Here is a 25,020-nt window from a genome sequence, read left to right as displayed (position 1 = left end):
CTTTATATATTAAACTTGAGTTTACCTATTGTAACTTTAAGGGAAATCCTGTATATTACTTTTTGTTTACATCCTCTCATTTTAGTGTAAAGTACTAACAAATAAGTTAGAATACATTTTTAAGCAAAAGTCTATAAATAAATAGAGCCTTTTCTTACCATGATCAATTACATCACAAAGAAAGGATTAACCTATATATGAAGTTTGGTGCCCGCATTCTCAAAACAGGAATAGCAATTGTTTTAGCGCTTTATATATCGGAACTGCTTAACCTTCCTGCTCCTGTCCTTTCTGGGATTGCTGCAATTTTTGCAATACAGCCGACCATTTACCGTTCATACCAAACGGTGCTGGAGCAAATTCAAGGAAATATCATTGGAGCGTTGGTTGCTGTCTCCTTCGTTTTGTTGTTCGGAAATGATATTTTTATTATCGGTCTTGCCGTGATGGTTGTCATAACCATCAATCTAAAATTAAAAATGGATAAAACGATAGTCCTTTCCATCGTGACAGCAATTGCCATCATGGAAAACCAGGAAGGGGATTTCCTGAATTTTGCCTTTATACGTCTCTCATCAGTTTTGCTTGGAATCGTTTCGTCTTTTATCGTGAATCTGGTTTTCATTCCTCCAAAATATGAAGCTAAACTTTATACACGCATCACAGATGTAACGGAAGACATCTTAAAATGGATCAGAATCAGCACAAGACATGCTACAGAACACACTTTACTGAAAAAAGACATCAGCCGACTAAAGGCCGAGTTACTCGATCTGGAACATATCTATTCCATGTACAAAGAGGAACGGGAATATTTCAAGAAGAACAGTATAGCCAAAGCAAGAAAGCTTGTCGTTTATCGGCAGATGATCATTACAACAAAAAAAGCGTTTGAAACCTTGAAGAGAGTCCATAAATTCGAGAATGAAGTATATCAAATGCCTGAAGATTTCCAACGGAGTATCCTACAACAGATTGATTCCTTGATTCGAAAGCATGAACAACTGATATTGCTGCATATCGAAAAAATTAAATCCATCGAGGAGATTGAAGATTGGAACCAGGATTGTTTAAGTCGTAAAGAGCTGCTCGCCCATTTTTTCGAACAGCAGAATCAAGTGGACGAAATGCATGATGATCTAGGCCACCTATCTGCCCGCCTTGTTCCATTGATTTCTGCAGTCATTGAATATGACGAACAATTGGAACATCTTGAAAAGCTGATTGTCAGCTTCCAGTCCTTCCATAAAGAAGATAACGAAATATCTGTCCAGTATGAAGAGGATTAAAAAAGACGGTTCCTAGGAACCGTCTTTTTTTCGTCTCTATTTAGAGGATGCGCCTTTTTCAATCATCCAAAAGGTTTTGATCAGCCGCCCTTTCAATCGTATCCAATTTCTGCAAGAGATCCTGCAGCTCTTCTTCTGAGAATGAATTGAAGTTCTTGCCCATCAATTGGTTATGCTCAGCAAGGACTCTCCCCAAAATTTCTTGCCCTGCCTCTTTCAATTCAAGGTTTATGACCCTGCGATCCTTTTCGGAAGGCTGTCGTTTCACATAATCCATTTCGACCAACTTATCTACAAATACGGTAATCGCACTTGGCTTTACCGTTAAGAAGTCAGCCAGCTGGGTCGACTTAATGGCCCCCTCTTTTTTCAATATTAATAATATGAAAAACTGTGGCGACGTTAATCCATAAGGCTGAAGATTTTTTGCTACGATGGCCCCAAGCTTCTTCCTAATCCGGAAAATCTGCATTTCTATACTATTGGTTACTTCCCATTTAAAATCCAGCCTTCTCACTCCTTATATAGGACAATCCTACTTCTTAAATTTAATTAAATGACATTCCATTGTCAACTTTACTTTCCATATATCCTTAAAACTAAAAGAAATTCAAACTTCAACCAATTTTATGTATTTATTTTCCACTTTTTTTCCGAATAAATTACATGACAAAAATAAATTAAACTGGTAAACTCTTTACTTAATAATATTAATACTTATGAAAATTAATATTTATTAAAGTTAAATAATATATATTGGATATAGGAGGCTGCAATCAAATAGGTGAAGTCATTTAATGAAAGTGAATCAACAATGGATTACAAGAATCAATCATCAATATTTTTTTGGAGGCGAAATAAGTGAATAGAGGACGTTTAGTTTTAATCAATGTCATTGGTTTGGTTATTATATTAGCGGTAGTAGCCGGTGGGGCTTATTACTATTATGAAAGCACGAATTTCATTAAAACGGATGAAGCGAAAGTGTCAGGAGATCTATATACAATCGTTGCCCCCGCTTCCGGTAAATTAGCAGATTGGGACTTACACGAAGGAGACAGCGTCAGCAAGAATGACAAAGTTGCCTATGTAACCACCTTAGACGGAAAAGAAGCAGTAAAAACAGCAGCACAAGGTACAATCGTTAAATCACAAGTGCATGATGAGCAGCTAGTTCAAGCTGGTCAAACTCTTGCTCAGACTATCAATATGGATGATTTATCTATAACAGCTAATATTGAAGAAAATAAATTGAAGGATATTGAAAAAGGTGACAGCGTCGATATTATCATCGATGGAGATCCCGATACTGTTTTCGAAGGTACATTGGAACAGATCGGTTATGCTACAACGTCCGTCTTTTCAGTGATGGGCAATCAAAACAACAGCGGAAACTATACGAAAGTCACTCAAAAAGTACCTGTTAAAATTTCCATTAAAGCACCCTCCGATAAAGTTCTGCCTGGTATGAACGCAGAAGTGAAAATTTCAACAAAATAAAACCGGCACACACAGTTATATAGAAAGGAGGCTTTCCTTAAATGGCTTCTCAAACAATATCAGTAAATGAAAACAAGGGAATGAAACAGTTTGCCCCCATGTTAATTATCTTAATGCTAGGTTTGTTCATGGTCATTTTGAATCAAACCCTGCTTAGTGTCGCCATGCCGAGGATGATGGCCGAATTTAATGTAGCTGCGACTACGATTCAATGGTTATCAACTGGATTCATGCTCGTGAATGGGGCTTTGATTCCACTGTCCGCTTTTTTAATAGAACGGTTTGGCACGCGGATTTTATTCCTCGCAGCCATGTTTCTTTTCACCGTCGGGACATTCATCTGCGGCATCGCACCAAATTTCCCAGTCATCCTTACAGGTCGGCTGATTCAGGCGGCGGGCGGCGGGATTCTACAGCCATTGGTCATGACGATCATTCTTTTCATCTTCCCTCCTGAAATGCGCGGGAAAGGAATGGGAATCTTTGGACTGGCCATTATGTTTGCCCCTGCCATCGGACCGACCTTATCAGGTTGGGTCATTCAGGAATATAGCTGGCGGGTCATGTTCTACGCAATGGTGCCATTAGGCATGATTATCATGACACTTGCCTTTTTAAGTATGCGTAATGTAGCAGAACCCAAGAAAATCAAATTGGATTTGATGGGCGCCTCACTATCCTTGATAGGTGTTGCATCGTTACTATACGGTGTCAGTGAAGCAGGATCCAAAGGCTGGACGGATTCCATCGTTCTGGGAACCATCATCATTGGTCTTATCCTTCTGACCCTATTTGTGGTTCAACAGTTAAAATCGGAAACGCCTATGCTCGACTTCCGTGTATTTAAGTATGACATGTTCGTATTATCGAATATCATTTCCGCCATCGTTACAGTGGCCATGTTTACCGGGATATTCTTATTGCCTATATATTTACAGACTCTACGAGGATTCACACCAGTTCAATCCGGTCTATTGATGTTACCCGGGGCCCTTGTGATGATGGTGATGTCACCCATTTCAGGAGCGTTATTTGACAAGGTCGGGCCTCGTCCATTAGCACTTGTTGGTTTAGCGATTACTGCCCTTACAACCTTCGAGTTCGCAAAATTGACTACGGAAACCACCTATTCTACTTTGGTCATCATCTATGCCATCCGCTCACTTGGAATGTCTTTACTGATGATGCCAATCATGACAGCTGGGATGAATCAGCTTCCTAAGCATTTGAATACACATGGTACGGCAATGAGCAATACGCTGAAACAAGTTACCGGAGCCATTGGTACGAGCTTCGTGACGACCATTTATACAACCCGTGCTTCTTTCCATGGCACTGCTTTAGGATCTGAAATGAGTACAAGTGATCCTGGTTTTGTTCAGAATTTCCAAACAATCGTTCAATCCATCATGAGTTCGATGAATCAAACTAGTGAGCAGGCACAGGAGACTGCTATGTCGCTGATTTCTTCAAAAATCCAGGGTCAAGCAAATGTAATGGGAATCAATGATGCATTCTTTTGGGCAACAGGTTTTGCTATTGCCGGTATAGTTCTCTCACTGTTTTTGCGTGACGTTCGGAAAGACAAAGCAATAAAACTAGCTAAACAAGAAAAATTGGATGTACCTTTGCTGCCTTCGCCAGTAAAAAAATCGGTTTAATTAAATGGGGGGATTAGGATGAAGATCTATGTTGTATATGACAGTGAAGGAAACCATACGAAGGCACTTGCCGAATCAATAGCTCAAGGTGCCGCTGCGGTTCCTGGGGCTGAGGTACTCATTGACCATGTAAACGAGGCGGATGTCTATAAGCTTCCGGAAATGGACGCCATCATTTGGGGCTGTCCGGGTCATTTCGGCACCATCAGTTCGAGCTTGAAAACGTGGATTGATAAACTTGGATATCTATGGGCAGAAGGTGCGCTGATCAATAAAGTGGGTGCTGTGTTCTGTACGACTGCCACCATACATGGCGGGCTTGAGGCTACCATGCTGAACTTAATCACCCCTATGCTTCATCAAGGCATGATCATTGTCGGTTTACCCGGTACGGTCCCGGAAAACGCCTTATATGGTTCCTACTATGGTGTAGGGATAAGCTGCCCTCCCGGTGTGGATGACAACATAACCAAAAATGACTTACAGCTTGGAGAAGCATTAGGAAAACGGGTAGCCCATGTCACCCGTTCATTCACAAACGAGCTCTAGGAGGCTTGATTCAATGGGCATAATTCTAATTATCATCGTTGCCATTTTAGCGATTACGGGTTTGATCACATTCAATATCAAAGCATTAACACCTGAAGATAAGCCAGTGGAGGAAGAGAACTCGTTGGAAGAGTCCGCTTCTTCTTCGGATGATGATCCCATTACCGAAATCATCACCCCGACAGACAATGATGAATTGAAAATGAAAGACCAGGATTATCGTTCGGCACTTTCCAAGCTTCACAATCAAAAGCCTAACGATGAGCCACCTATAGAAAAAAAGTCTAACCTTCGCAAAATGAAAGACGAAGAGTACCGTGGTACATTGGAAGATTTCCAGCAAAATGGCGACTGAAACACGCCCCCCTATCCGGCATATTTGCCTTTGGGGGTTTTTGTTTTATATGCCATGAAAGGATCCTCTCCGCCCTCTGACACTCCTTCAGCTTAAAGATCGAGTTGCAGGCTTTACTTATTTTTCTGGTTGACAAATATTCACAAAGAATTTAAGCTAAGTTAATGCAACACCAAACATTTTTTTAAACTCAGCTTTTGTTGAGAGACGGAATTTTAAAAGGATTTCCTTTTTTCGTTCGTCACTTGCCTTTTTGGCAGGTGGCGATTTTTATTTTTATAGGGGTGAAAAACATGCAACTTTTGAAATATATCATAATGGTCTTAATTGGTTCGATCTCATATGGCACATTATCCACCATGATCAAGTTTGGATTTATGGATGGCCATTCTTCTGGAGAGCTGGTCGGCAGTCAATACCTCGTAGGTTGGCTGATTGTCTCCGTTTTATTTCTTTTTTCGTTTAAATATAAAGTTTCATGGAAGAGTGCCGGATTACTATTATTCACGGGCATGATGTCCACTTTCGTCGGAAAGGCATATGCCGTTTCCGTATCAGAGCTTCCCGCATCGATTGCCGTTGTCTTTTTATTTCAATTTACCTGGATAGGCGTCCTTATTGAAAGCTTCTTAAATAAAAGGCGCCCTGATAAAAATAAACTCATAGCCATATTCGTTCTCTTCATCGGTACCTTATTGGCGGGGGCAATCTTTGGTCAGCCTCTATCTGCCCTAAGCCTAAAAGGAGTATTGTTCGGACTATTGTCTGCGTTGCTTTTTGCGCTATACATGTACTGCAACTCTCAATTCGCAGTTGGGGAATCTTCAATGAAACGGTTGTTTTTCATTGCAACGGGTGCCATGGTGACTGCTGTATTCACGACTAACCCGGTCACGCTTGTTACGAACCTTGTCCAAACGAACCTATGGTACTACGGTTTGTTACTCGGCACTTTGGGTGTTCTTGTTCCTTTCTTTTTCTTTGCTGTCAGTTTGCCAAAAGTGGGGGTTGGGCTTGGAACGATCCTTTGTGCAGCGGAATTGCCCTCAGCGATGGTCGTTTCAGTCATCTTCTTGAATGAACAGGTTACGTCACTGCAATGGTTCGGCATGTGCTTGATCATCGTCGGCATCGCCTTGCCTGAGGGAATTAAGCATCTTCCACAATTTCTTCCTGGCAGGAAAAAATTGCCGAATAAAAAAAGAATTTCATAAAGGGTACGTCCCGGTTAGTAAAGTTCATCATTATAATAAGAAAGACCATTCCCGTTAGTGGAATGGTCTTTCTTGTGGATTTTTCATCGGCTGAAAATAATCTGGTCCCCTTAAGAATCCAATTGTTGCACTTGAAATAGGCTGTAGTAATTCCCTTGCTTTTTCATCAGTTCTTCGTGTGTTCCCGTTTCGGTAATTTCCCCATTATCGATATGGACGATCCGATTGGCATGTGTGATGGTCGATAAGCGATGGGCCACGATGATGGTGGTCCGGTTTTTCGCTAAAATATCAAGCGCCTCCTGGATATAGTGTTCACTCTCCAAGTCCAATGCGGATGTGGCTTCATCCAGCACAAGGATAGGCGGGTTTTTCAAAAATACCCTCGCAATGGCAACCCGTTGCTTTTGGCCTCCGGATAATTTGACTCCCCGCTCTCCGACTTTGGTTTCATACCCATCTTTTAGACCAATAATGAAGTCATGGGCATTCGCAGCCTTTGCGGCTTCGAATACTTCTTCATCACTTGCATCGGGCCGGCCCATAAGGATGTTGGCCTTAACCGATTCACTAAATAGGATATTATCCTGTAGCACCATCCCGATTTTATCTCTTAGGCTCCGGACTTTATATTTACGGATATCCGTCCCATCCAATAATACTCTTCCTTCAGTCACATCATAGAAACGGGAAATTAAACTGACGATCGAGGATTTCCCTCCGCCGCTCATCCCAACAAGTGCAATGGTTTCTCCTGGTTTAACATCCAAATTTATATGTTTTAAAACGGATGCCTCTTTCTCGTCATAAGCAAACGAAACATCCTGAAAGGTAATTCTGCCGTCTACATGCTCCAGCTCTTTCGCCCCTGGTTCATCATCAATATCATACTTCTCATCCACAAACTCAAAAACCCTGTCCATGGATGCCAATGTCTGGGTCATTGTCGTCGAAGAGTTAACTAATCGTCTTAGGGGATTATAAAGTCGGTCTATGAAACCAACGAAAGCAACCATGGTACCAAGCGATAATTGTTCATGAATAACCTGATAACCGGCAAAACCTATCACTAGTAGGGGGGCAATGTCCGTAATCGTATTCACGACAGCAAATGATTTAGCATTCCAACTCGTATGCTTTAGGGCCTTATCCAGGAAGTTCTTGTTTTGCTTCGCAAACAACTCCTGTTCCCTGTCTTCTATCGCAAAGCTTTTGATGACTGACATCCCTGAAACCCTTTCGTGAAGGTGACTCTGTACATCCGCTAACGCTTGTGACCGGATCCTTGTATAGGTTCTTAGCTTGCCAAAGAAATGCTTAATTGAAAATGCATAAAATGGAAGCATGATGATGGAGACAATGGTTAACTTCACGTCCATCTTAAACATGATGGCTATCACTATGATAATCGTTGCTATATCCAGCCAAAGGTTCATCAAACCCGTGATGACAAAATTCTTCGTTTGTTCCACATCCGTGATCATCCTTGAGATGACCTCGCCCACTCTCGTATTGGAGTAATATTTAAAGCTCAGTTTCTGTATATGAGTAAATAAATCATTTCGAATATCATATAAGATTTTCGTTCCAGTCCATTGAGCGAAATACTGCCGGTAATACTCAATCGGCGGTCTAACCGCAACAAAAATGAACAGCATGATACCCATTGCCCATAAAAGGCGTTCGGACTTCACAGCTCTGGACAGGTCGCCATTTCCGATGATGTCATCCACTATATACTTACTGAGCAATGGAAGCAAAAGCGGAATCGCGAACTTTAACAGTCCAATCAATACCGTCCCGGTTATCTGCCATTTATACGGTTTAACGAATTGCAAATATCTCTTAATGCTCTCCACGGAATTCCTCCATTTCTCTGATTCATTACATCAAAATATTAAAAAAATTCCATAACAGCCTACTTGGAATCTTACATGCGCTTTTCATTTATATTTTCCTTTTCGAAGATTAACTATCAAAAGGATTTCATTCAATATCTTTCTTACACATTTATAGGAGGCAAGGGTTTTAAGATATCCTGGGTATTTTAAAAAATCGTTCCTGCTTTCTAGGATGGTCCGATCAGTGGGTAGGTATGGTACACAATAGAAAAAGCCTGCTATTTAAGCAGCAGGCAGTTCTTTCATCGGTAGGTCAAAAAGCGTTCATACCAACTATCAATAAACTCTGCGGAGAATGGTCCTTTTCGCTGGCGTATCATATAAATTAAATAGTCTACGTTTTGTTTCAATATTGAATCGATGGCATCTGGGTAATTCATTTCTTTCCGATGCCTTTCATATTCATCCTCATCCAGCAAATTAAACGTCATATCTGGGAATACTTTAATGTCCAGGTCATAATCAATGTATTTCAATGCTCCCGAATCGTATGTGAACGGAGAACTGATGTTGCAATAATAATAAACCCCGTCCTCTCTCAACATACCAATAACATTAAACCAATACTTTGAATGAAAATAGCAAATCGCCGGCTCTCTCGTAATCCAGGTCCTTCCATCTGATTCCGTTACCATAGTACGATCATTCGCCGCTATCACCAGATTTTGGGTCCCTTTTAAAACGGTTGTCTCTTCCCAGATACGATGGATATGTCCATTATGTTTATAGCTATGGATTTGGATTTTTCCTCCTTCGGCAGGAACAATCCCCATTTATCTCTCCCTACTTTCTATAGACACCCTGACAGCGTACTGTGCCCTATTCCGTTTGCAGTTGTTGTGTGTATTTAAAATATATACTTTTTTCCATTTACCCTATATTCCTATATTATAGCGATTTATTCATAAATTTAAAACAAAAGTGGCTAATCTCCCTGTGAAAATGTGTAAATAAGTCAAAAAAGCCTGACCATCCACCCATTTTAACTTAGAAATTAGCCAGTTATTTATTGTATTGCAGCCTGTCCTTGTTGAAAATAACGGATGACTTCCTCCGTTTGCCTCTCGAACATATCATGGATACTTTTCAATTCCTGCTTTTTAAGTTGAATCTCTTCCTGAATGGTGACTGCTTCACTCTCCTCTTGCTGGTCAAGGAGCTGCTTCTCTATATCTTGGCATCTTTCGATTTCGGATTGTAAAAGTAAAAGCTTATCCATCGTTTTCAACTGATTGTTTATAAGCCGGTTAAATTCCTCCATGAATGCACCTTCCTAATCTGTATTTTTTCTATAGTATGTATATTCTATTTTTATCCGGCTTTTCCTTTGACATAAAATGTAAACCCGACGAAACATTTGTCGAATCCAATGGAGGCAAAAAAAAGAAAAGCATCCTTCAAAAGAAGGATGCCTTTCGTTTTTAAAACAGCAATTAGCCTTGGTTTTTATTGCTTTGAGATTTTTGGTTTTGTTGTTTCACTTCTTGAACGTTAGTTTCAGAAGCAAACTCCGTACCAAATTGACCTTGAGCTTGACCTTGACCTTTTTTTTGCTGAGATTGCGCGTTTTGTTGTCTTACTTGTTGAACGTTTGTTTCACTTGCAAACTCAGTACCGAATTGGCCTTGACCTTGCTGAGATTGCGCGTTTTGCTTTCTCACTTGTTGAACGTCAGTACCAGCTTGTGATTTATTATTGTTATTAGCCATTGATAATCACCTCCACGATAATAAGATAACCATTAAGATGGAGTGTTATCCAACTAAAAACATTTAAATTTTTCCAATTATTTTAAACAAGCAACGAAATGCCTCCATCAACTATAACGGTTTGTCCACGAATCATACTCGCTCCATCCGAAATTAAAAACAAGATGGTATTCACCATATCTTCAACCTCGACCATCCGTCCAGCAGGAGTCTGTTCTGCCGCCTCAGCAAGCATTTCATCCCGATTCGGAAAGGATTTCAGGGCATCCGTATCGATCACACCGCCAGAAACGGCATTGACACAAATGTTCATTGAAGCCAGTTCAACAGCTAAATATCTTGTCAATGCTTCAAGCGCCGCTTTCGATACTCCGACGGCTGTATAATTTTTCAAATAGCGAATGGACCCTAGGGAACTGATGCTGACGATTTTCCCTCCGCCGTTCCTCTCCATTAATTTCGCCGCTTCCTGTGCACAGAAAAGAAGGGCTTTTGTATTGATGTCCATGGTCCAGTTCCAATGTGATTCTTCAAGCTCCATCAATGGCCGCTGTACTCCTGATGCCGCATTATTAATAAAGATGTCCAAACGTCCATAATAAGCATCGATTTCCTCGAACATGCTCTTCACTTTCGCAACGTCGCCTACATTTGCCTTGACTACAAGAGCTTTACGCCCCAACGCTTCAATTTCGGCTGCCACTTCTAATGCTTTCGACTTGCTCCGGGCATAATTAATAACGAGGTCGTAACCTTCCTCTGCAAGCCTTATTGCCGTGCTTCTACCTAAACCTTTACTGCTACCTGTAACGAGTGCCACTTTTTGTTCCATTCGTTTATTCATCCTTTCTGAGTAAACACAGAGTAATAAAAATCATTTTTAAAAGGAGTGTTACTGTTATGTATGTTGGACGTGATATGACAGAGTTGTCGATGATGAAAAAATCGGATTGGGAAAATAGTGAACTAGCCTATTTTCATCACTCCCTTCAACAAATGGTACCTTATTTAAACCAAGAAGGACAGAGTATCCATAGCGAAATCGTCAAAGAAATTGAAAATAGGGGCGGACTTAATAGGCAAGAAGCCGATTATACTCATGGAACGAAAACCATTTACGATTGATTTTATACGGATATGACATTGAAAATCAACAAAAGAAGAGGATATCTTAGCGGATATCCTCTTTGATTATACCAAATTTCACTAGCACCTTTATTTATCTAGCCTTTATTCAATACGCTCTTTTTCTTTATAGGCCTTTTTCATTTTTTGGTGGGAAACCGGAAATGCGAACTCCTCCATCTCAGCTTCACTCACCCACTTGAGTTGGTGTTCTTTTAATGTCTCTTCACTGATGGCTTCTTTGATCATTCCCGTATACGTGTCCACTTTCCAAACAAGATGCGAGAAAACATGTTCAATTCTCACAAGTGAGTCTGTAATTTCCGGTTTGACACCATACATTTCCTGAAACCGATTCTCGAAGAATTCCCTTTTATGCTGTAGGGATGAATGGTTCTCGAAATTCAGATATTCCCAAAGATTCGCTAGCAATCCTTCAGAAGCCCGCTTGTGAATCAAAAATTCACCTTTTTCATTCGTCAATACGGCAGCCACAATTGGTACATCCCGCGTTTTTTTCTTTTGGATTTTTACCGGCAGTTCCGATTGAACCCCTGCTTCAAATGCAAGACAATGACTTTGAACGGGACATAATAGACAGGCAGGCTTACCTGGTGTGCAGATTAATGCTCCCAGTTCCATCAATGCTTGATTGAAGGCAGAAGTATGATCATGATCGATCAGCTTTCTGACGGCAGCCTCGAAAGTTTTTCTAGTCTTTGGCTTTGCTATATCTTCATATATCATCAATATCCTTGATAAAACACGCATAACGTTTCCATCGACGGCTGGCTCCGGTTTGCCATAGGCGATACTCAGAATCGCACCAGCTGTATAAGGGCCGACACCTTTCAATTTGGAAATTTCCTCGGGATCGTCCGGTACAATCCCATTATAGGAAGACTTCACTTCCTGAACGGCACTATGCAGATTCCTTACCCGTGAGTAATATCCGAGACCCTCCCAAGCTTTTAAGACTTTCTCTTCATCTGCAATGGCAAAATCCTCTAGTGTGGGAAACCATTCAACAAACCGGTTGAAATATGGAATCACCGTGTCCACTCTCGTTTGCTGCAGCATTATTTCAGAAACCCAAACACGGTAAGGGTCCTTATTTTCCCTCCATGGCAATTCTCTTTGTTCTTCAAGAAACCAGCTAACTAAATCTTTCTGAAAATCATCAATTTTTATTTTTTCTATTGTCTTGATCGTTATTTCTTTCACATCAGTTCCTCCAAAGATGTTACACTCTTATCAAAAATGGGAATACCAATAGTAGGTCATTCTTTTTTTAATATCATGTTCATATCCATTTATTTGTATTGGGGCACGAAAATAAGATAATTATATTCATTTGATGGTTAATATATAAATACGGTATGATGAGAGAAGACCATTTTTTTCAAATTGTGGCAGGGAGGTTAGTTTTTTGGATACAGGTACTCACTTTGTCATGGGAATTGCTCTTGGAGGTCTTGCCACATTAGATCCTGTCATTACGCAGAGCCCAGTAACTGCAAGTGCAGTCATTGCAGGTACGATATTGGGATCACAAGCTCCAGACATTGACACTGTTTTAAAATTAAGGAATAACGCTGTATATATACGAAATCACCGTGGAATCACGCATTCCATTCCCGCTGTTTTACTTTGGCCCTTGATTATCAGCGGAGCACTTTTCGCCATCATACCTGAAGCAAATTACCTTCACCTCTGGCTTTGGACCTTTTTAGCCGTATTCCTTCATGTATTCGTGGATATATTCAATGCTTATGGGACCCAGGCTCTTAGGCCAATTTCTTCAAAATGGGTAGCTTTAGGGGTCATCAATACATTCGACCCGTTCATTTTTGGAATACATGTTGCCGGCCTGATATTATGGGGCTTTGGATTTCCTCCAGGCTATTTATTTCTCTCGATTTACGGAATACTTGTTCTTTATTACATTTCCAGATTCAGGGAGCAGTCTTTCATTAAAAGAGCCGTAAAGCAACAAATTCCTGGAGCAAGGAAAATTCTTTTATCACCGACCATGCGTTTTCACCGCTGGAAAATTGCGGTAATTACCGAAAAGAATTATTATGTGGCACGAGCCGATAATGGGTATGTGAAGATTCTTGATACGTTTGATCGAGTGCCATTACCTGAAAGTGAAATTCTTGAAGTCGCCAAGAAGGATATCAACTTGGCTGCCTTTCTGTCCTTTTCTCCGGTTTACCGCTTTGAAATCGAGCAGAAAAAAGAATATTATGAAGTCCGTTTTATCGATTTAAGATACCGCAGCAATGGTTATTACCCGTTTGTGGCAGTAGTCCATTTAGACCGCGATTTGAATATCCTGAATTCGTATACCGGTTGGATCTTTAGCGAAGCGAAGTTGCAGAAGAAATTGAATATTATTTTGTAGTCGCTGCCTACCTGAAAAAAGGCTGGTTCCAGAGAATCCCTCTGGAATCAGCTTTTTTAATGCAATCGATTCTGTTGATTTAATAAATGTTGATATTTAGGATTTTTTGCAATGAATTCGTGGAAATGCTCACCGTAGTTATCGATCCAGGTCCTAACAACACGTGATGTCATTTCTTCTCCGGCATATTCATGTCCAGCCTTTGCATAGGTCGCTTCGAAATCTTCCCATAATAATTCCACCCAAGTCAAAGCTTGCTCATACGTGATGTGATCATTTTTCTCAAGCAGTTTCTTGGTTAATCTTTCATGGTAATCATTCATTAGAACCACCTCATTGCCAATATTTTCACAGAATGAACTATACAGTCCCTTACCCATACTAGTGGTAAGCGGAAACGCTTCTTTCATAAATCTGATGCCTGGAGGAGAAAAACTTGCGAAATAAACAAAAAGGATTCCCCAACCAAAACAATAATAAATTCCAAGGCGAGCCTCGTGCAAAGGCAAGATATGCTTCAAAGCGTGCAGATGGAAGTATTAATACACACCCTCAAGAACGAATGAAAGCTTCAAACGAGCGATCGAATTAAGGCAATTCAAAAGGAATCGGGGTCTTCCCGGTTCCTTTTTATTTCAACATTGAAATTGGCAGTGCTTCTTCCTTGCCGCTTCCACCCAAGCGGTAACCCCAGGCGAATACACCGTTCATATAATCAATTTTGAAATAGACACCGGGATCGCCTTCAATTTGATATATTTCACCTTTTTTGAAATCATCGGGATTTAATAAATAGGCCTTGGCCATCGTCACTTTCCGTTCCAATACAGAAAATTCATTAACCATTCCCAATTGCTCTGCTTTTCTCGCTTTTTCAGTCAATGCTGCAATTTCCTGCTGCAGTTCATAGACCGACAACTTGCTGTATCTTACGTCGCTCATATATATGGCCCCTTAAATGAAATATTAATTTACTTCTATATTAAACAAAATTTTGTAATTTGGCTATCGATGCACTTAATCCATTTCAGGATTGGAAAGATAACGCTCAATCAATTCTATTGGAAAACCTTTTCGGTATAATGCCTGCTTCATTTTTTGTTCATATTCGAAGCCTTCATGGTTTTTATATCTGCGTTTCATTTTTTCGGCATGGTGGCATAGAGAATCCCATTGTTCATCTTCATCCTTTTCAACCGCCACATCTTCAAGTGCTTCAAGGATGACATCTCTCGGGAAACCTTTCCGTAACAAGGTTTGTTCAACTTTTAGCTTTAATGCCCGTTCCGAAATGTTTTTTTCCTTTTTGACCGATTTTCCAGCAAGTTTCCTTGCATGCTCAATCTGAATATCATAGGGGTATTCCTTCAATGCCTCGACAACCAACTTTTCTTGTACCCCTTTTTCCTTAAGCTCGAGCTTAAGGGTAGTGGGCCCTTTATTGCCTCCGTTCACATGGGTCCGTACGTAAGCCTTGGCAAATTCAAGGTCGTCTAAATAGTTAAAGCTGTATAGCTTATGTATCGCTTCCTTTATAATCGGCTCTTCTGTTTCCTTCTTTTTCAAATAAAGGCGAATTTCCGATTCCGAACGCATCCGGTATGATAAATAATTAAGTGCATCAGTAAACGCTTTTTGGATTTCATCATGAAATTGTATTTCAGCCAGGAGGAGGCCATCGAGTGCCATACCCTTTTTCAAATGAAATTTCAATAGCACTTCTTCGTCCACACTGAAAGCATACTTTTCATCAACGAAAATGTTATAACGATCTTTACGTTTTTTTTGGGTTGTTATTTTTGTTATGTTTGGCATAAAATCCACCCCCATTCCTACTTTACCCGTTTACGTGTACCATTTCTAGATATAGCATGTCTAAAAATGAAAAAAGCAAATGGGCATGTTAAAGTGAAGAAAAGAAAAGGGAAAGGAAGTGGTTTTCATGAAAATAGCCATTGCTGGTGGAAGCGGTTTTGTCGGCACAGCCCTTATTGATGAATTATCAAAAGAAAATCATGATATATATATTTTGACCCGGCATCCCGAAAAGTTCAAAAAACGGACAAATTCTACATATATCGGCTGGTTGACCAAGGACGCAAAGCCGGAAAAGCATTTGGAGGGGCTCGATGTTTTCATTAACCTTGCTGGTGAATCTTTAAACAGCGGGCGTTGGAATCCTGAAAGAAAACGCCGGATTGTCGAAAGCAGGGTCGAAGCTTCCAAAGAGATGAACCGGATCCTTTCCATACTGCCCGAAAAAGTGTCTGTCATCATCAACGCAAGTGCAATCGGATATTATGGTATTTCGGACCATGACACATTTACCGAAACCTCTGAATCCACCGGTGATGATTTCTTGGTCCGTACTGTTAAGCTTTGGGAAAAGGAAGCCGCTAAATCCCGCTCTTACTGTAAAAGGTTCGTCCTAACAAGATTCGGTGTGATCCTGGGAGAAAAAGAAGGCGCATTGCCAATGATGGTCCTACCTTATAAACTTTTCGGCGGAGGAAGGATGGGTAAAGGGAATCAGTGGCTTTCCTGGATTCATATTCATGACGCTGTCCGTGCAATCATCTTCTGCATGAACGATTCAAGGATAGAAGGTCCAGTCAATTTTACGGCACCGAACCCCGTTCAGATGAATACATTCGGGGAAACGATAGGAGCTGTCCTTCACAGGCCCCATTGGTTACCTGTACCTCCCTTTTTCCTCAAGAAACTGCTGGGGGAAATGAGCATACTCGTGCTTGAAGGCCAAAATGTCCTTCCCATCAAACTTAAGGAGGAAGGATTCATTTTCTCCTTTCCAACCCTTAAAGAAGCTTTACAAAATATCTTAAAAGAAGATTCTCACGTATGAAAGGGTCATTTTAGGAAAAAATAGGGATATTAAGTGAAATGGAGATGATCTAATTGCTCAAAAAACACGATAAAGAGAAAAGTAACTTAACTAGTACCCAAGCAATTCTTTATGCTCGCGAATTTAAAAAAGCAGATCGAGCTGGTGGATATACCGAGAAGAAATCCCGCCGTTAAGTTTGGAGTTTTTTCCCTTACATTTTGAACAGCCACTCAACACAAAATAAGCTGGAGATGATAATTGTTCATCTCCAGCTTATTTTTTATTCTAGGGGGCGCTAACATGGGACGAAATAACATACACCATAATCGAGATAAGAACAAACAAAAACTTCCTCAGGTTCCTAAAAACCTGAAAAGTGACGGACTTGACGTTGAATATTCTTCCGAACTGGCTGACCAGGAAGACGTCAAGGCACAAGCCCGGGCAAATGCGGCTGACCGCCGTGCACATAATCGCCGCTCATAAGCAGGAGAAACTAATCAAGGGGCTGTAAATCAGCCCCTTATATTTTCTTTATTTACATAACTTATCCACAACCTTGTGTATATTGTGGATATATTCTGAAAATACCGACAATCTACAAGTACAATAACTCACCTTATTAACATGAAAATAATGTTATTTCTGGATAACCCTGTGGATTATGTGGATAAAGGGTATGTTATACTAAGTACTCTGCATTTCTGTTGTGGATAACTATTCTCTCTCTTTGATTTGTTCCACAGTATTATTATGCATTTACTAATTCAACTAAAGAATCAATTCATACCAGCTGCTGCCTAAGCTGATTTTCATGGGTTAAATTTATATGCTGTATCTTGGCCTTTTGGCTACTGCCCCCGGCATTAAAGAAGGTTCCCCAAACTTTTTCCATCAACATTTTCTTCCAACTGTTTACGAAGCAAGAATTTTTGTATCTTCCCACTTGCGTTTCGAGGCAGATCATTACAGAATATATATCTTCTTGGACGTTTATAGTTCGCAAGTGTATCACTATTCCTACACCACGTTTCTAAATCGGTTTCCGCAAGCGTTGGGTCTTTGGCTACAATGAAGGCCGTTACAATTTCCCCCCATTTATCATCAGGCTGACCAAGTACTGCACAGTCGAGGACTCCATGATGCTCATAAAGTGTGTCTTCCACTTCACGTGGATATATATTTTCCCCACCAGAGATAATCATGTCGTCCACTCTGTCCTTGACCCACAGATATCCATCTTCATCTAGGAAACCGATGTCACCGGAATGGTACCAACCTTTGTATAGCGCTTTTTCTGTCTCTCCACCTTTTTGAAAGTACCCCTGCATAATACATGGACCTTTTACAAGGATTTCACCTGTTTCCCCAGGTTCCAAAATATCATCGGGATCTGATGGCCCTTCGTCATTCGGACGGGCAATGATGATTTCATGATCGAAACATGCTTTGCCGGCAGAACCCGCTTTCCTAATTTGATCATCTTCCAATAGGAGAGTGATGGCCGGACCCATTTCAGTCATTCCATAAGCTTGGATGAACTGGATGCCAAGTTTCTCCTGACAGGCACGTACAAGTGATGGGGCCATTGGGGCTGCTCCATAAAGCCCCAGCTTCAAGCTCTGGAATTTATACTCATCCAAGTTTTCCTGAATGAGCATGTTCCACATCGTTGGTGCAGCAAATAACTTGGTGATCCCCTCGGATTCAATCATTTCCATAACCTTTTTGGGATTAAACTGATGTAATATGACATTGGTGGCACCAACCTGTACGCGAGGTAAAAAGGAACAATGCAATTCAGCACAATGAAACATCGGTGCAGTAATCAAACCGATATCAGAGCGTTCATACTTCATGGCCTCTATTAAAATTGCTGCTTGTTTGATCATATCTTTATGAAGGTGAATGACCCCTTTTGGACATCCGGTTGTCCCGCTCGTATACATGATGGCATAAACATCATCCTCGTGAACGTCCACTTCGTCTGGCTTTGATGAGATACTGGCCATTTTTTGGCGGTAACCTTTGGCATATCCAGGCACTTCATCATCAATAAACCAGAAAGCCGTTTCCGGAAATCGCTTCTCAACGGCGGCAACGGTCGATTCCAATTCTTGTTCGAATATAACGACCTTTGGAGAAGCGTCACTTAAAATGAAGGCCAGCTCCTCTGGCATTAAGCGGAAGTTGATTGGATTAAAGATTGCACCGATTTTTGCACAGGCAAAGAATGCGGTGGCAAGCTCTTCATTGTTGTAAAGGTATGTAGAGACCCTGTCCCCTTTTCGCACTCCTTCCGCTTGAAGGACCGCCGCCAATCTATTCACCTGCTCATTCCACTGAATGTACGTATAACGGATATTTCTTCTCACATCGTAGATAGCCTCTTTTATGGGGAAATTCTGAACCGTCTGATCAAAGATATTTTTAATCGTTACTGACATATCATTTTCCTCCTCAAGTAAACCCACCATCAACAGGAAGAGTTCAGGCCATCCTGCCGAAGGTCGGTTTCATCCCTATTTCAGCTTTACTTTCGTGCGAATTACAATGTTCATAACCGGCTGGTCCCGTTTCAGTCCAATCTTTCAATTATGGTGGCATTCGCCATGCCGTGGCCCTCACACATTGTTTGCAGCCCATAACGGCCGCCTGTTCTTTCTAACTCATGGATCATTGACACCATCAATCGGGCACCGCTTCCGCCAAGAGGATGACCTAAGGCGATCGCCCCGCCATTTGGATTCAGCTTCATGGGGTCTGCCCCCGTTTCTTTTAGCCAGGCAATCGGGATAGGAGCGAAAGCCTCATTCACTTCAAAGACATCGATATCATCAATGGAAAGGCATGCTTTTTCCAAAGCCTTTTGAGTGGCAGGTATCGGGCCCGTAAGCATCAGGGTTGGATCTGACCCGACAACAACCCGTGTATGCACTTTAAAGCGCGGTTTCAATCCAAGTTCTTCCGCTTTACTGCGTTCCATCAATAATAAAGCGGCAGCACCGTCACTGATCTGGCTTGAATTACCGGCATGGATTAAACCATCTTCTTGAAAAACCGTTTTTAATCCAGCAAGTACTTCCAGCGTAGTTTCGGCCCTTGGACCTTGATCTTCCTTAACCTCCATATAATTCCCTTCCTTATCAGTACCAATTACTGATATCATTTCACGGTCAAAATAGCCTTCTTTTTGAGCGCGTATTGCTTTACCATGACTCTCAACGGAAAACTGATCACATTCTTCACGTGTTATTCCCCACTTATCGGCAATTCTTTCTGCCGATAAACCTTGATTGATCACCTCATAGCTCTCTAAATACTTTGGACTCATTACGGCTCCTTGATAATTAGACCCCATAGGGACTCGGGACATGTTTTCCACTCCTCCCGCCACTACCACATCCATATCTCCCGACAAAATGGCTTGGGAAGCGAAATGGACAGCCTGCTGACTTGATCCGCATTGACGATCAATCGTCGTTCCCGGAACTTCAATCGGAAAACCGGCAATCAGTGCAGCAACCCGTGCTATATCACCGGCCTGTTCGCCAGCCTGTGAAACACAACCTAAAATGACATCATCGACAATAGACGGATCAATGCCTGCCTTTTCAATCAGCTTCCTCAATACTTCCCCTGCCAGATCATCTGGGCGAATGTCTTTCAATACACCGTTCCTTCTGCCGACTGGCGTGCGAATCCCTTCGACGATAACCACTTCCCGCATATACTCTCTTCCCTTCTCATCCTGTCTTTATTAAAGGCCAAGATTCTTAGCGATGATTTTCTTCATGATTTCATTTGTCCCGGCATAGATGCTAGCTACCGGGACATCCCGATACCTTCTGGCAATCTTGTATTCTTCCATATATCCATAGCCGCCATGGAGCTGCATGCATTCAATCGATATTTTTCTCGCAGTCTCCGTCAAGCGCCATTTTGCCATCGACACTTCCGTGACCACCTGTTCACCCGCCATATGATTGGCGATCAATTGATCCAGGAAAACACGCCCCATTTTGATTTCGGTTGCCATTTCAGCGATTTTGAATTGAGTATTTTGAAACTGGCTCACGGATTTTCCGAAAGCTTCCCTGCTTTTCACGTACTCGATCGTATCGGCCAGCATATCCTCAGATGCCGTTTGGGAACAAATGGCAACCACAAGACGTTCCTGCTGTAATTTCTCCATTAAGTAAGTAAAACCGTTGCCTTCTTCACCAAGCAGGTTTTCCTTTGGAACACGGCAATCCTCGAAGATGAGTTCTGCTGTATCCTGACTGTGCAAACCAAGTTTCTTCAGTTTGCGTCCCCTGGAAAATCCAGGTGTGTCCCTTTCGACCACAACTAAGCTAAGCCCTTTATGCTTCGGAACGGCACTTGGTTCCGTTTTACAAGCAACGATGACCAAATCCGAATGAATGCCATTTGTGATGAATGTCTTTTGCCCATTTAATATGTAATGATCTCCATCCAAAATCGCAGTCGTTTTAATATTGGCTAAATCCGAACCTGTTCCAGGCTCTGTCATCGCGATGGCTGTAATGATTTCCCCTGTCGTGCATTTTGGAAGCCAGCGCTGTTTCTGCGACCCATTTCCGTATGCGGCAATATAAGGAACAGTGATGTCACTGTGTAGTCCGAAACCAATGAAACCAGAACCCACTCTTTCCAATTCCTCATTAATAATGACCGCAAAGCCCCAATCTACCCCGGAACCCCCATACTCTTCTCCAAGATCCGGACATAAAAAACCCTGTTTCCCCATTTTCACCCAAAATGATCTGGGAATGATTTTCTCTTCTTCCCATCGTTCATAGTGGGGAACTGCTTCTTTCTCCAAAAATTTTCGGAATGATTTGCGGAAAATCTCATGATCTTCACTTAGATATGGATGTTTCATCTGTTTTTATCTCCTCATGTACGGCTTTGTCCAAGGCCTTTCCATTTAGGAAGGCCCTTTTTCAAATAATCACAATAAATGGCATTGTCTTTTCTGAAGGGAATTCACACTTACCTGGGTGACATTCGTATGGCCCCATCCAGTCTGATGGTTTCCCCATTCAGCATTGGATTCGTTATGATGCTTTCCGTTAGTTTAGCGTACTCTTCGGGATACCCGAGCCTTGAAGGGAATGGCACGGTTTTACCTAATGACGTCCTTGCTTCATCAGGCAATGAATCGAACATCGGAGTTTGGAATAGACCCGGTGCAATCGATACAACACGTATCCCCTTGGCTGCAAGCTCCCTTGCAACCGGCAGGGTCATCCCAACAATCCCTCCCTTGGAGGCACTATATGCAGCTTGTCCGATTTGTCCTTCAAAGGCAGCTACCGAAGCAGTATTGATAATGACCCCCCGCTCCCCCTCTTGGTTCGGCTCATTTTCGGCCATTTTTTTAGCTGCAAGCCGGATCACGTTAAATGTACCGACCAAATTGATTGTCACCACATTTGAGAACGCTTTCAATTCATGTGCACCTTTCCTGCCTATGACCTTCTCAGCAATTGCAATACCAGCACAGTTGACGACCGTGTTGATACTCTGGAATTTTTCAATTCCTTTTTCCAACGCTCCCAATACGCTTTCTTCACTTGTTACATCCGTTTTAACAAAAAGGACTGAATCTCCCAATTCTTGCACAAGTTTAGCGCCATTTTCTTCCGAGAGGTCACATATGACCGCTTTTCCTCCTTTTTTAATGATGTTTCTTACTGTCGCCGCTCCCAGACCTGATGCCCCGCCAGTCACCACTGCAATGCTTTCTTGAATTTCCAATTCCTCACCCCATTTGTTTCGTCTAGAATATATATTCATCTTTCACGATCATAAAACCTATTTTCAATATTAATTTCACCGCTTGCCTGTTTCACCTTCAATTCACAAAGGGTTTCGGTAAAGCCTTTGATTACCTGTTCAAAATCCTGCTTCAATCCATCCAGCTCTTTAATGCGTTCATTAATTTCGCTTAATTTCTGTCCTGCCGTTTCTATCGTTTTTTCCAATTGCTTAATACCCGTCCCATCCTTATCGAACAAAAGGACTATATCCTTAATTTCCACTAACGAAAACCCATACTTCTTACCGCGCATTATGATTTTGAGTTGTGTGTATTCTTTCTTTCCATAAACTCTTCTTCCCGTTTCAGTACGCTTTGGCCTGAGCATACCCAGTTCCTCATAATATCGGAGAGTCCTTGTCGTCAATTTGAATTCTTTTGCTAACTCAGAAATGGTGTACATGTTAAAACCACGCTTTGCAAGGGGATTGTTTACCTTTATTTTAACATTGACGTTAACGTAAACTTCAATAAATATTCACAAAATTTACAATATATGAAACTGTGCGAAAGATTTAGACTGATATACTATTAGTATATTCCTCAAAAGAAGGGAAGGACAAGATCATGCTATGTTCAAAAATATTAGTTGCTTATGATGAATCTGAATTGGCGCTTAAATCTTTAGAAAAAGCGATTGAATTAACGAAGCTGGATCCCTCTATCGAGATCCAGGTGCTTCACGCTGTTACACTTCCAATCAAACCATATATATATGGCAATGCTTTTCAGGAAATTGAAGAATCCATGCTCAAGTATGGCAATGAAGTAATAAAAAAAGCGGAAGCGCTATTATCCGAAATCCCGAATCCATCCCAAACATTTGTCGTAGAAGGTTCAGCCATCACGGCTTTATTGGAACATGCACAATCCCAGAATTGTGACCTTATCATCATGGGCAGCCGCGGATTGAGTGGTTTCAAGGAATTCCTGGGCAGCGTGAGTCACTACATCGTCCAGCATTCCCCTGTGCCTGTCTTATTGGTCAAATAAAATGTGCTGCAAACTTTTCTTATGGCCTGTCCTAGAGAAGCTGGGTTCCCTTTGGAATCCAGCTTCTTTATGCGAGCATGAACATTAGGTAACTCAATACTTATCATGTTTTACAAACACTTCCGTTTATAGGTAAAATGAAAGAAATTTTAATGAGGATAACAGGTGAAGCAATGGATATTAAACATTTGCAATACTTTATAGAGGTAACCAATTTCAATAGCTTTACACGGGCTGCCGATCATTTATTCATTACCCAGCCGACTATAAGCAAGATGATTAAAAACCTGGAAACCGAGCTAGGCGTTGAACTTTTTGATCGTTCCCGTAAGCAAATGATCTTGACCGATGCTGGCAGGGTCGTCTTAGAGCAGGCAAAATTGATTGATAAGGCCTTTCACAATTTAGAAACGGAAATGGACAATTTATTAGGTTTAAAAAAGGGGCATATACGCATCGGTTTGCCGCCGATCATCGACGCCTCTTTCTTCCCCCGAATTCTTAGCCGTTTCCATGAGGACTATCCCAATATTACCTTTCAATTAGTAGAGGATGGTTCAAAGAAAATTGAAGAATCAGTCCAAAATGACTTAATTGATATAGGCGTAATAGTCCTGCCAACCAACACCGCACTTTTTCATCATTTTGCTTTTTTAGAAGAAGACATCAACTTGATTGTTCATCCCTCCCATCAATATGCTTGTCGGGAAGAAATCGATTTGGCCGACCTGGAAAACGAGTCTTTCATCTTATTCAATAAAGATTACGTCCTTCGTGATCTCGTCATTTCATCCTGTAATGAGGCCGGTTTCTCTCCACATATCGTCACGGAAAGCTCACGCTGGGATTTTATTGAGGAAATGGTTTACTGTAGACTTGGCGTTTCTTTATTGCCTGAAAGTTTATGTCGTAATGATGAACGCGTAAAGTCCATCAAGGTTAAAAACCCCTCCATTAGTTGGAATTTGGGATTCATTTGGAGTAAGGACCATTACCTTTCATGCGCTGCAAAAGAATGGCTGAAATATACGAAGGAAGCGTTGTCACATAAAGAGTGAATTAAAAGGCATGATCGATGTAAGCACTATCATAGATTTTGGTTATGCACATGATAACATCTAACCATTTTACAATACGTAAGGGCGGGGTTAAACTTGGTAAGCACGTTAAATGCCGATGGATTCCATAGTTTCGGAAAGGAGATATTCATGATCACTTTATCTAATGTCGATGAGTTACATGCAGCAGAAGCAACTCTGGAGAAAATTAAGAGTACACACCCCGAACTATTTAATAAACTGCTCCATGTCGTTGCCTTAACACGGGCGTTTCAATTTAAATATCAATTTATGGGGACATTAATCATGGATGTAACCCCTAACGAATGTACCCCTGAATTCGTTATGCCCTCCGTTATTAGATTATATATAGAGGAAGTTCAAAAGTTAAAGGATGATCCGAGTTTTCAGGTATTACATCAGACCTTCTCCCAATATAAAAATATTGGATATGCCAAAATCAGTATGCTTGTGCTCGGTAAAAGCCCTGAATCGCTTTTAGGCGCTTCATGCATCAAATGAAGCCCTGATATGTTCCTAAAAAAAACCTCCATTAACGGAAGGTTTTT

30 protein-coding genes are annotated in these 25,020 nt (G+C 41.2%); 15 read left to right on the top strand and 15 right to left on the bottom strand.

What is annotated here, in order from left to right:
• Positions 1-197 precede the first annotated feature (197 nt).
• A complete protein-coding gene (locus tag UP17_RS03840) occupies positions 198-1,289 on the top strand; it encodes an FUSC family protein (protein ID WP_061461743.1) in 1,092 nt (363 codons plus the stop codon).
• 58 nt (positions 1,290-1,347) lie between these two features.
• Here the strand turns inward: UP17_RS03840 and UP17_RS03835 are convergent, their stop codons facing one another.
• Positions 1,348-1,806, bottom strand: coding sequence for a MarR family winged helix-turn-helix transcriptional regulator (locus UP17_RS03835; RefSeq protein ID WP_155727208.1), 459 nt, complete (start codon positions 1,804-1,806; stop codon positions 1,348-1,350).
• A 344-nt stretch (positions 1,807-2,150) separates the two neighbouring features.
• Between UP17_RS03835 and UP17_RS03830 the strand changes: the two genes are divergently transcribed.
• From UP17_RS03830 to UP17_RS03810, 5 genes are all read left to right on the top strand, one after another.
• A complete protein-coding gene (locus UP17_RS03830; protein WP_061461741.1) occupies positions 2,151-2,789 on the top strand; it encodes a biotin/lipoyl-containing protein in 639 nt (212 codons plus the stop codon).
• 56 nt (positions 2,790-2,845) lie between these two features.
• Positions 2,846-4,450 carry a DHA2 family efflux MFS transporter permease subunit gene (locus tag UP17_RS03825; RefSeq protein WP_434218692.1) on the top strand — a complete coding sequence of 535 codons (1,605 nt, stop codon included), beginning with the start codon at positions 2,846-2,848 and terminating at the stop codon, positions 4,448-4,450.
• Between the two features lie 18 nt (positions 4,451-4,468).
• A complete protein-coding gene (locus tag UP17_RS03820; protein WP_061461739.1) occupies positions 4,469-4,999 on the top strand; it encodes an NAD(P)H-dependent oxidoreductase in 531 nt (176 codons plus the stop codon).
• A 13-nt stretch (positions 5,000-5,012) separates the two neighbouring features.
• Positions 5,013-5,354 carry a hypothetical protein gene (locus tag UP17_RS03815; protein ID WP_061461738.1) on the top strand — a complete coding sequence of 114 codons (342 nt, stop codon included), beginning with the start codon at positions 5,013-5,015 and terminating at the stop codon, positions 5,352-5,354.
• 293 nt (positions 5,355-5,647) lie between these two features.
• Positions 5,648-6,568 (top strand): EamA family transporter, encoded by a 921-nt coding sequence (locus tag UP17_RS03810; protein WP_061461737.1) that lies wholly within the window; start codon positions 5,648-5,650, stop codon positions 6,566-6,568.
• A 110-nt stretch (positions 6,569-6,678) separates the two neighbouring features.
• On the opposite strand, the gene UP17_RS03805 is transcribed toward UP17_RS03810, so the two are convergent.
• The 5 genes from UP17_RS03805 to fabL form a co-directional block, all read right to left on the bottom strand.
• The gene (locus UP17_RS03805; RefSeq protein WP_061461736.1) at positions 6,679-8,427 is read right to left on the bottom strand and encodes an ABC transporter ATP-binding protein; all 1,749 of its coding nucleotides are present in this window, start codon (positions 8,425-8,427) and stop codon (positions 6,679-6,681) included.
• Between the two features lie 284 nt (positions 8,428-8,711).
• Positions 8,712-9,242 (bottom strand): nucleoside tri-diphosphate phosphatase, encoded by a 531-nt coding sequence (gene ntdP / locus UP17_RS03800; protein WP_048685440.1) that lies wholly within the window; start codon positions 9,240-9,242, stop codon positions 8,712-8,714.
• Between the two features lie 233 nt (positions 9,243-9,475).
• A complete protein-coding gene (locus UP17_RS03795; protein ID WP_061461735.1) occupies positions 9,476-9,730 on the bottom strand; it encodes a YgaB family protein in 255 nt (84 codons plus the stop codon).
• A 172-nt stretch (positions 9,731-9,902) separates the two neighbouring features.
• On the bottom strand, positions 9,903-10,178 hold the full coding sequence (locus UP17_RS03790; RefSeq protein ID WP_061461734.1) for a gamma-type small acid-soluble spore protein: 276 nt from the start codon (positions 10,176-10,178) through the stop codon (positions 9,903-9,905).
• A gap of 82 nt (positions 10,179-10,260) precedes the next feature.
• Positions 10,261-11,010, bottom strand: coding sequence for an enoyl-[acyl-carrier-protein] reductase FabL (fabL, locus tag UP17_RS03785; RefSeq protein WP_061461733.1), 750 nt, complete (start codon positions 11,008-11,010; stop codon positions 10,261-10,263).
• Between the two features lie 68 nt (positions 11,011-11,078).
• Here fabL and UP17_RS03780 point away from each other — a divergent pair, with 68 nt between their 5' ends.
• The gene (locus UP17_RS03780) at positions 11,079-11,303 is read left to right on the top strand and encodes a hypothetical protein (RefSeq protein ID WP_061461732.1); all 225 of its coding nucleotides are present in this window, start codon (positions 11,079-11,081) and stop codon (positions 11,301-11,303) included.
• A gap of 105 nt (positions 11,304-11,408) precedes the next feature.
• Here UP17_RS03780 and mutY read toward each other — a convergent pair whose 3' ends face one another.
• Positions 11,409-12,527, bottom strand: coding sequence for an A/G-specific adenine glycosylase (mutY, locus tag UP17_RS03775; protein WP_061461731.1), 1,119 nt, complete (start codon positions 12,525-12,527; stop codon positions 11,409-11,411).
• 205 nt (positions 12,528-12,732) lie between these two features.
• Here mutY and UP17_RS03770 point away from each other — a divergent pair, with 205 nt between their 5' ends.
• The gene (locus UP17_RS03770) at positions 12,733-13,710 is read left to right on the top strand and encodes a metal-dependent hydrolase (RefSeq protein WP_061461730.1); all 978 of its coding nucleotides are present in this window, start codon (positions 12,733-12,735) and stop codon (positions 13,708-13,710) included.
• A 56-nt stretch (positions 13,711-13,766) separates the two neighbouring features.
• Here the strand turns inward: UP17_RS03770 and UP17_RS03765 are convergent, their stop codons facing one another.
• The gene (locus UP17_RS03765; protein WP_061461729.1) at positions 13,767-14,033 is read right to left on the bottom strand and encodes a YfhJ family protein; all 267 of its coding nucleotides are present in this window, start codon (positions 14,031-14,033) and stop codon (positions 13,767-13,769) included.
• 113 nt (positions 14,034-14,146) lie between these two features.
• Here UP17_RS03765 and UP17_RS03760 point away from each other — a divergent pair, with 113 nt between their 5' ends.
• A complete protein-coding gene (locus UP17_RS03760) occupies positions 14,147-14,302 on the top strand; it encodes a small, acid-soluble spore protein K (RefSeq protein WP_034305387.1) in 156 nt (51 codons plus the stop codon).
• Between the two features lie 38 nt (positions 14,303-14,340).
• Here UP17_RS03760 and UP17_RS03755 read toward each other — a convergent pair whose 3' ends face one another.
• Positions 14,341-14,652: a YfhH family protein gene (locus tag UP17_RS03755; RefSeq protein ID WP_061461728.1), complete on the bottom strand. Its 312-nt coding sequence runs from the start codon at positions 14,650-14,652 to the stop codon at positions 14,341-14,343.
• Positions 14,653-14,727: 75 nt separating this feature from the next.
• Positions 14,728-15,525 carry a recombination regulator RecX gene (recX, locus tag UP17_RS03750; protein WP_061461727.1) on the bottom strand — a complete coding sequence of 266 codons (798 nt, stop codon included), beginning with the start codon at positions 15,523-15,525 and terminating at the stop codon, positions 14,728-14,730.
• Between the two features lie 127 nt (positions 15,526-15,652).
• Here recX and UP17_RS03745 point away from each other — a divergent pair, with 127 nt between their 5' ends.
• From UP17_RS03745 to UP17_RS03740, 3 genes are all read left to right on the top strand, one after another.
• Positions 15,653-16,573 carry a TIGR01777 family oxidoreductase gene (locus UP17_RS03745; protein WP_061461726.1) on the top strand — a complete coding sequence of 307 codons (921 nt, stop codon included), beginning with the start codon at positions 15,653-15,655 and terminating at the stop codon, positions 16,571-16,573.
• A gap of 53 nt (positions 16,574-16,626) precedes the next feature.
• Entirely contained in the window at positions 16,627-16,749 is a 123-nt protein-coding gene (locus tag UP17_RS26020; protein ID WP_081088510.1) for a YfhE family protein, read from the top strand.
• A 106-nt stretch (positions 16,750-16,855) separates the two neighbouring features.
• Positions 16,856-17,041 carry a YfhD family protein gene (locus UP17_RS03740; protein ID WP_061461725.1) on the top strand — a complete coding sequence of 62 codons (186 nt, stop codon included), beginning with the start codon at positions 16,856-16,858 and terminating at the stop codon, positions 17,039-17,041.
• A 380-nt stretch (positions 17,042-17,421) separates the two neighbouring features.
• Here the strand turns inward: UP17_RS03740 and UP17_RS03735 are convergent, their stop codons facing one another.
• The 5 genes from UP17_RS03735 to UP17_RS03715 all read right to left on the bottom strand — a co-directional run bounded on the left by UP17_RS03735 (position 17,422) and on the right by UP17_RS03715 (position 22,803).
• Positions 17,422-19,002: a fatty acid--CoA ligase gene (locus UP17_RS03735; protein WP_061461724.1), complete on the bottom strand. Its 1,581-nt coding sequence runs from the start codon at positions 19,000-19,002 to the stop codon at positions 17,422-17,424.
• Positions 19,003-19,133: 131 nt separating this feature from the next.
• Positions 19,134-20,285, bottom strand: coding sequence for a thiolase family protein (locus tag UP17_RS03730; protein ID WP_061461723.1), 1,152 nt, complete (start codon positions 20,283-20,285; stop codon positions 19,134-19,136).
• Between the two features lie 30 nt (positions 20,286-20,315).
• Positions 20,316-21,461, bottom strand: coding sequence for an acyl-CoA dehydrogenase family protein (locus tag UP17_RS03725; protein ID WP_061461722.1), 1,146 nt, complete (start codon positions 21,459-21,461; stop codon positions 20,316-20,318).
• Between the two features lie 110 nt (positions 21,462-21,571).
• A complete protein-coding gene (locus UP17_RS03720) occupies positions 21,572-22,339 on the bottom strand; it encodes a 3-hydroxyacyl-CoA dehydrogenase (RefSeq protein WP_061461721.1) in 768 nt (255 codons plus the stop codon).
• A 35-nt stretch (positions 22,340-22,374) separates the two neighbouring features.
• The gene (locus tag UP17_RS03715; protein WP_061461720.1) at positions 22,375-22,803 is read right to left on the bottom strand and encodes a MerR family transcriptional regulator; all 429 of its coding nucleotides are present in this window, start codon (positions 22,801-22,803) and stop codon (positions 22,375-22,377) included.
• Positions 22,804-22,967: 164 nt separating this feature from the next.
• Here UP17_RS03715 and UP17_RS03710 point away from each other — a divergent pair, with 164 nt between their 5' ends.
• The 3 genes from UP17_RS03710 (at position 22,968) to UP17_RS03700 (ending at position 24,973) form a co-directional block, all read left to right on the top strand.
• On the top strand, positions 22,968-23,393 hold the full coding sequence (locus UP17_RS03710; RefSeq protein ID WP_061461719.1) for a universal stress protein: 426 nt from the start codon (positions 22,968-22,970) through the stop codon (positions 23,391-23,393).
• 173 nt (positions 23,394-23,566) lie between these two features.
• Positions 23,567-24,451, top strand: a complete 885-nt coding sequence (gene cidR, locus UP17_RS03705) for a cidABC operon transcriptional activator CidR (protein WP_061465961.1) — start codon at positions 23,567-23,569, stop codon at positions 24,449-24,451.
• Between the two features lie 150 nt (positions 24,452-24,601).
• Positions 24,602-24,973 (top strand): hypothetical protein, encoded by a 372-nt coding sequence (locus tag UP17_RS03700; protein WP_061461718.1) that lies wholly within the window; start codon positions 24,602-24,604, stop codon positions 24,971-24,973.
• Positions 24,974-25,020 lie beyond the last annotated feature (47 nt).

It is taken from the genome of Peribacillus simplex (assembly GCF_001578185.1).
In the GTDB taxonomy this organism is placed as follows: Bacteria; Bacillota; Bacilli; order Bacillales; family DSM-1321; genus Peribacillus; species Peribacillus simplex_A.
Note: the sequence above shows the minus strand (reverse complement) of the source record. Positions and strands in the feature narration are given on the sequence as shown.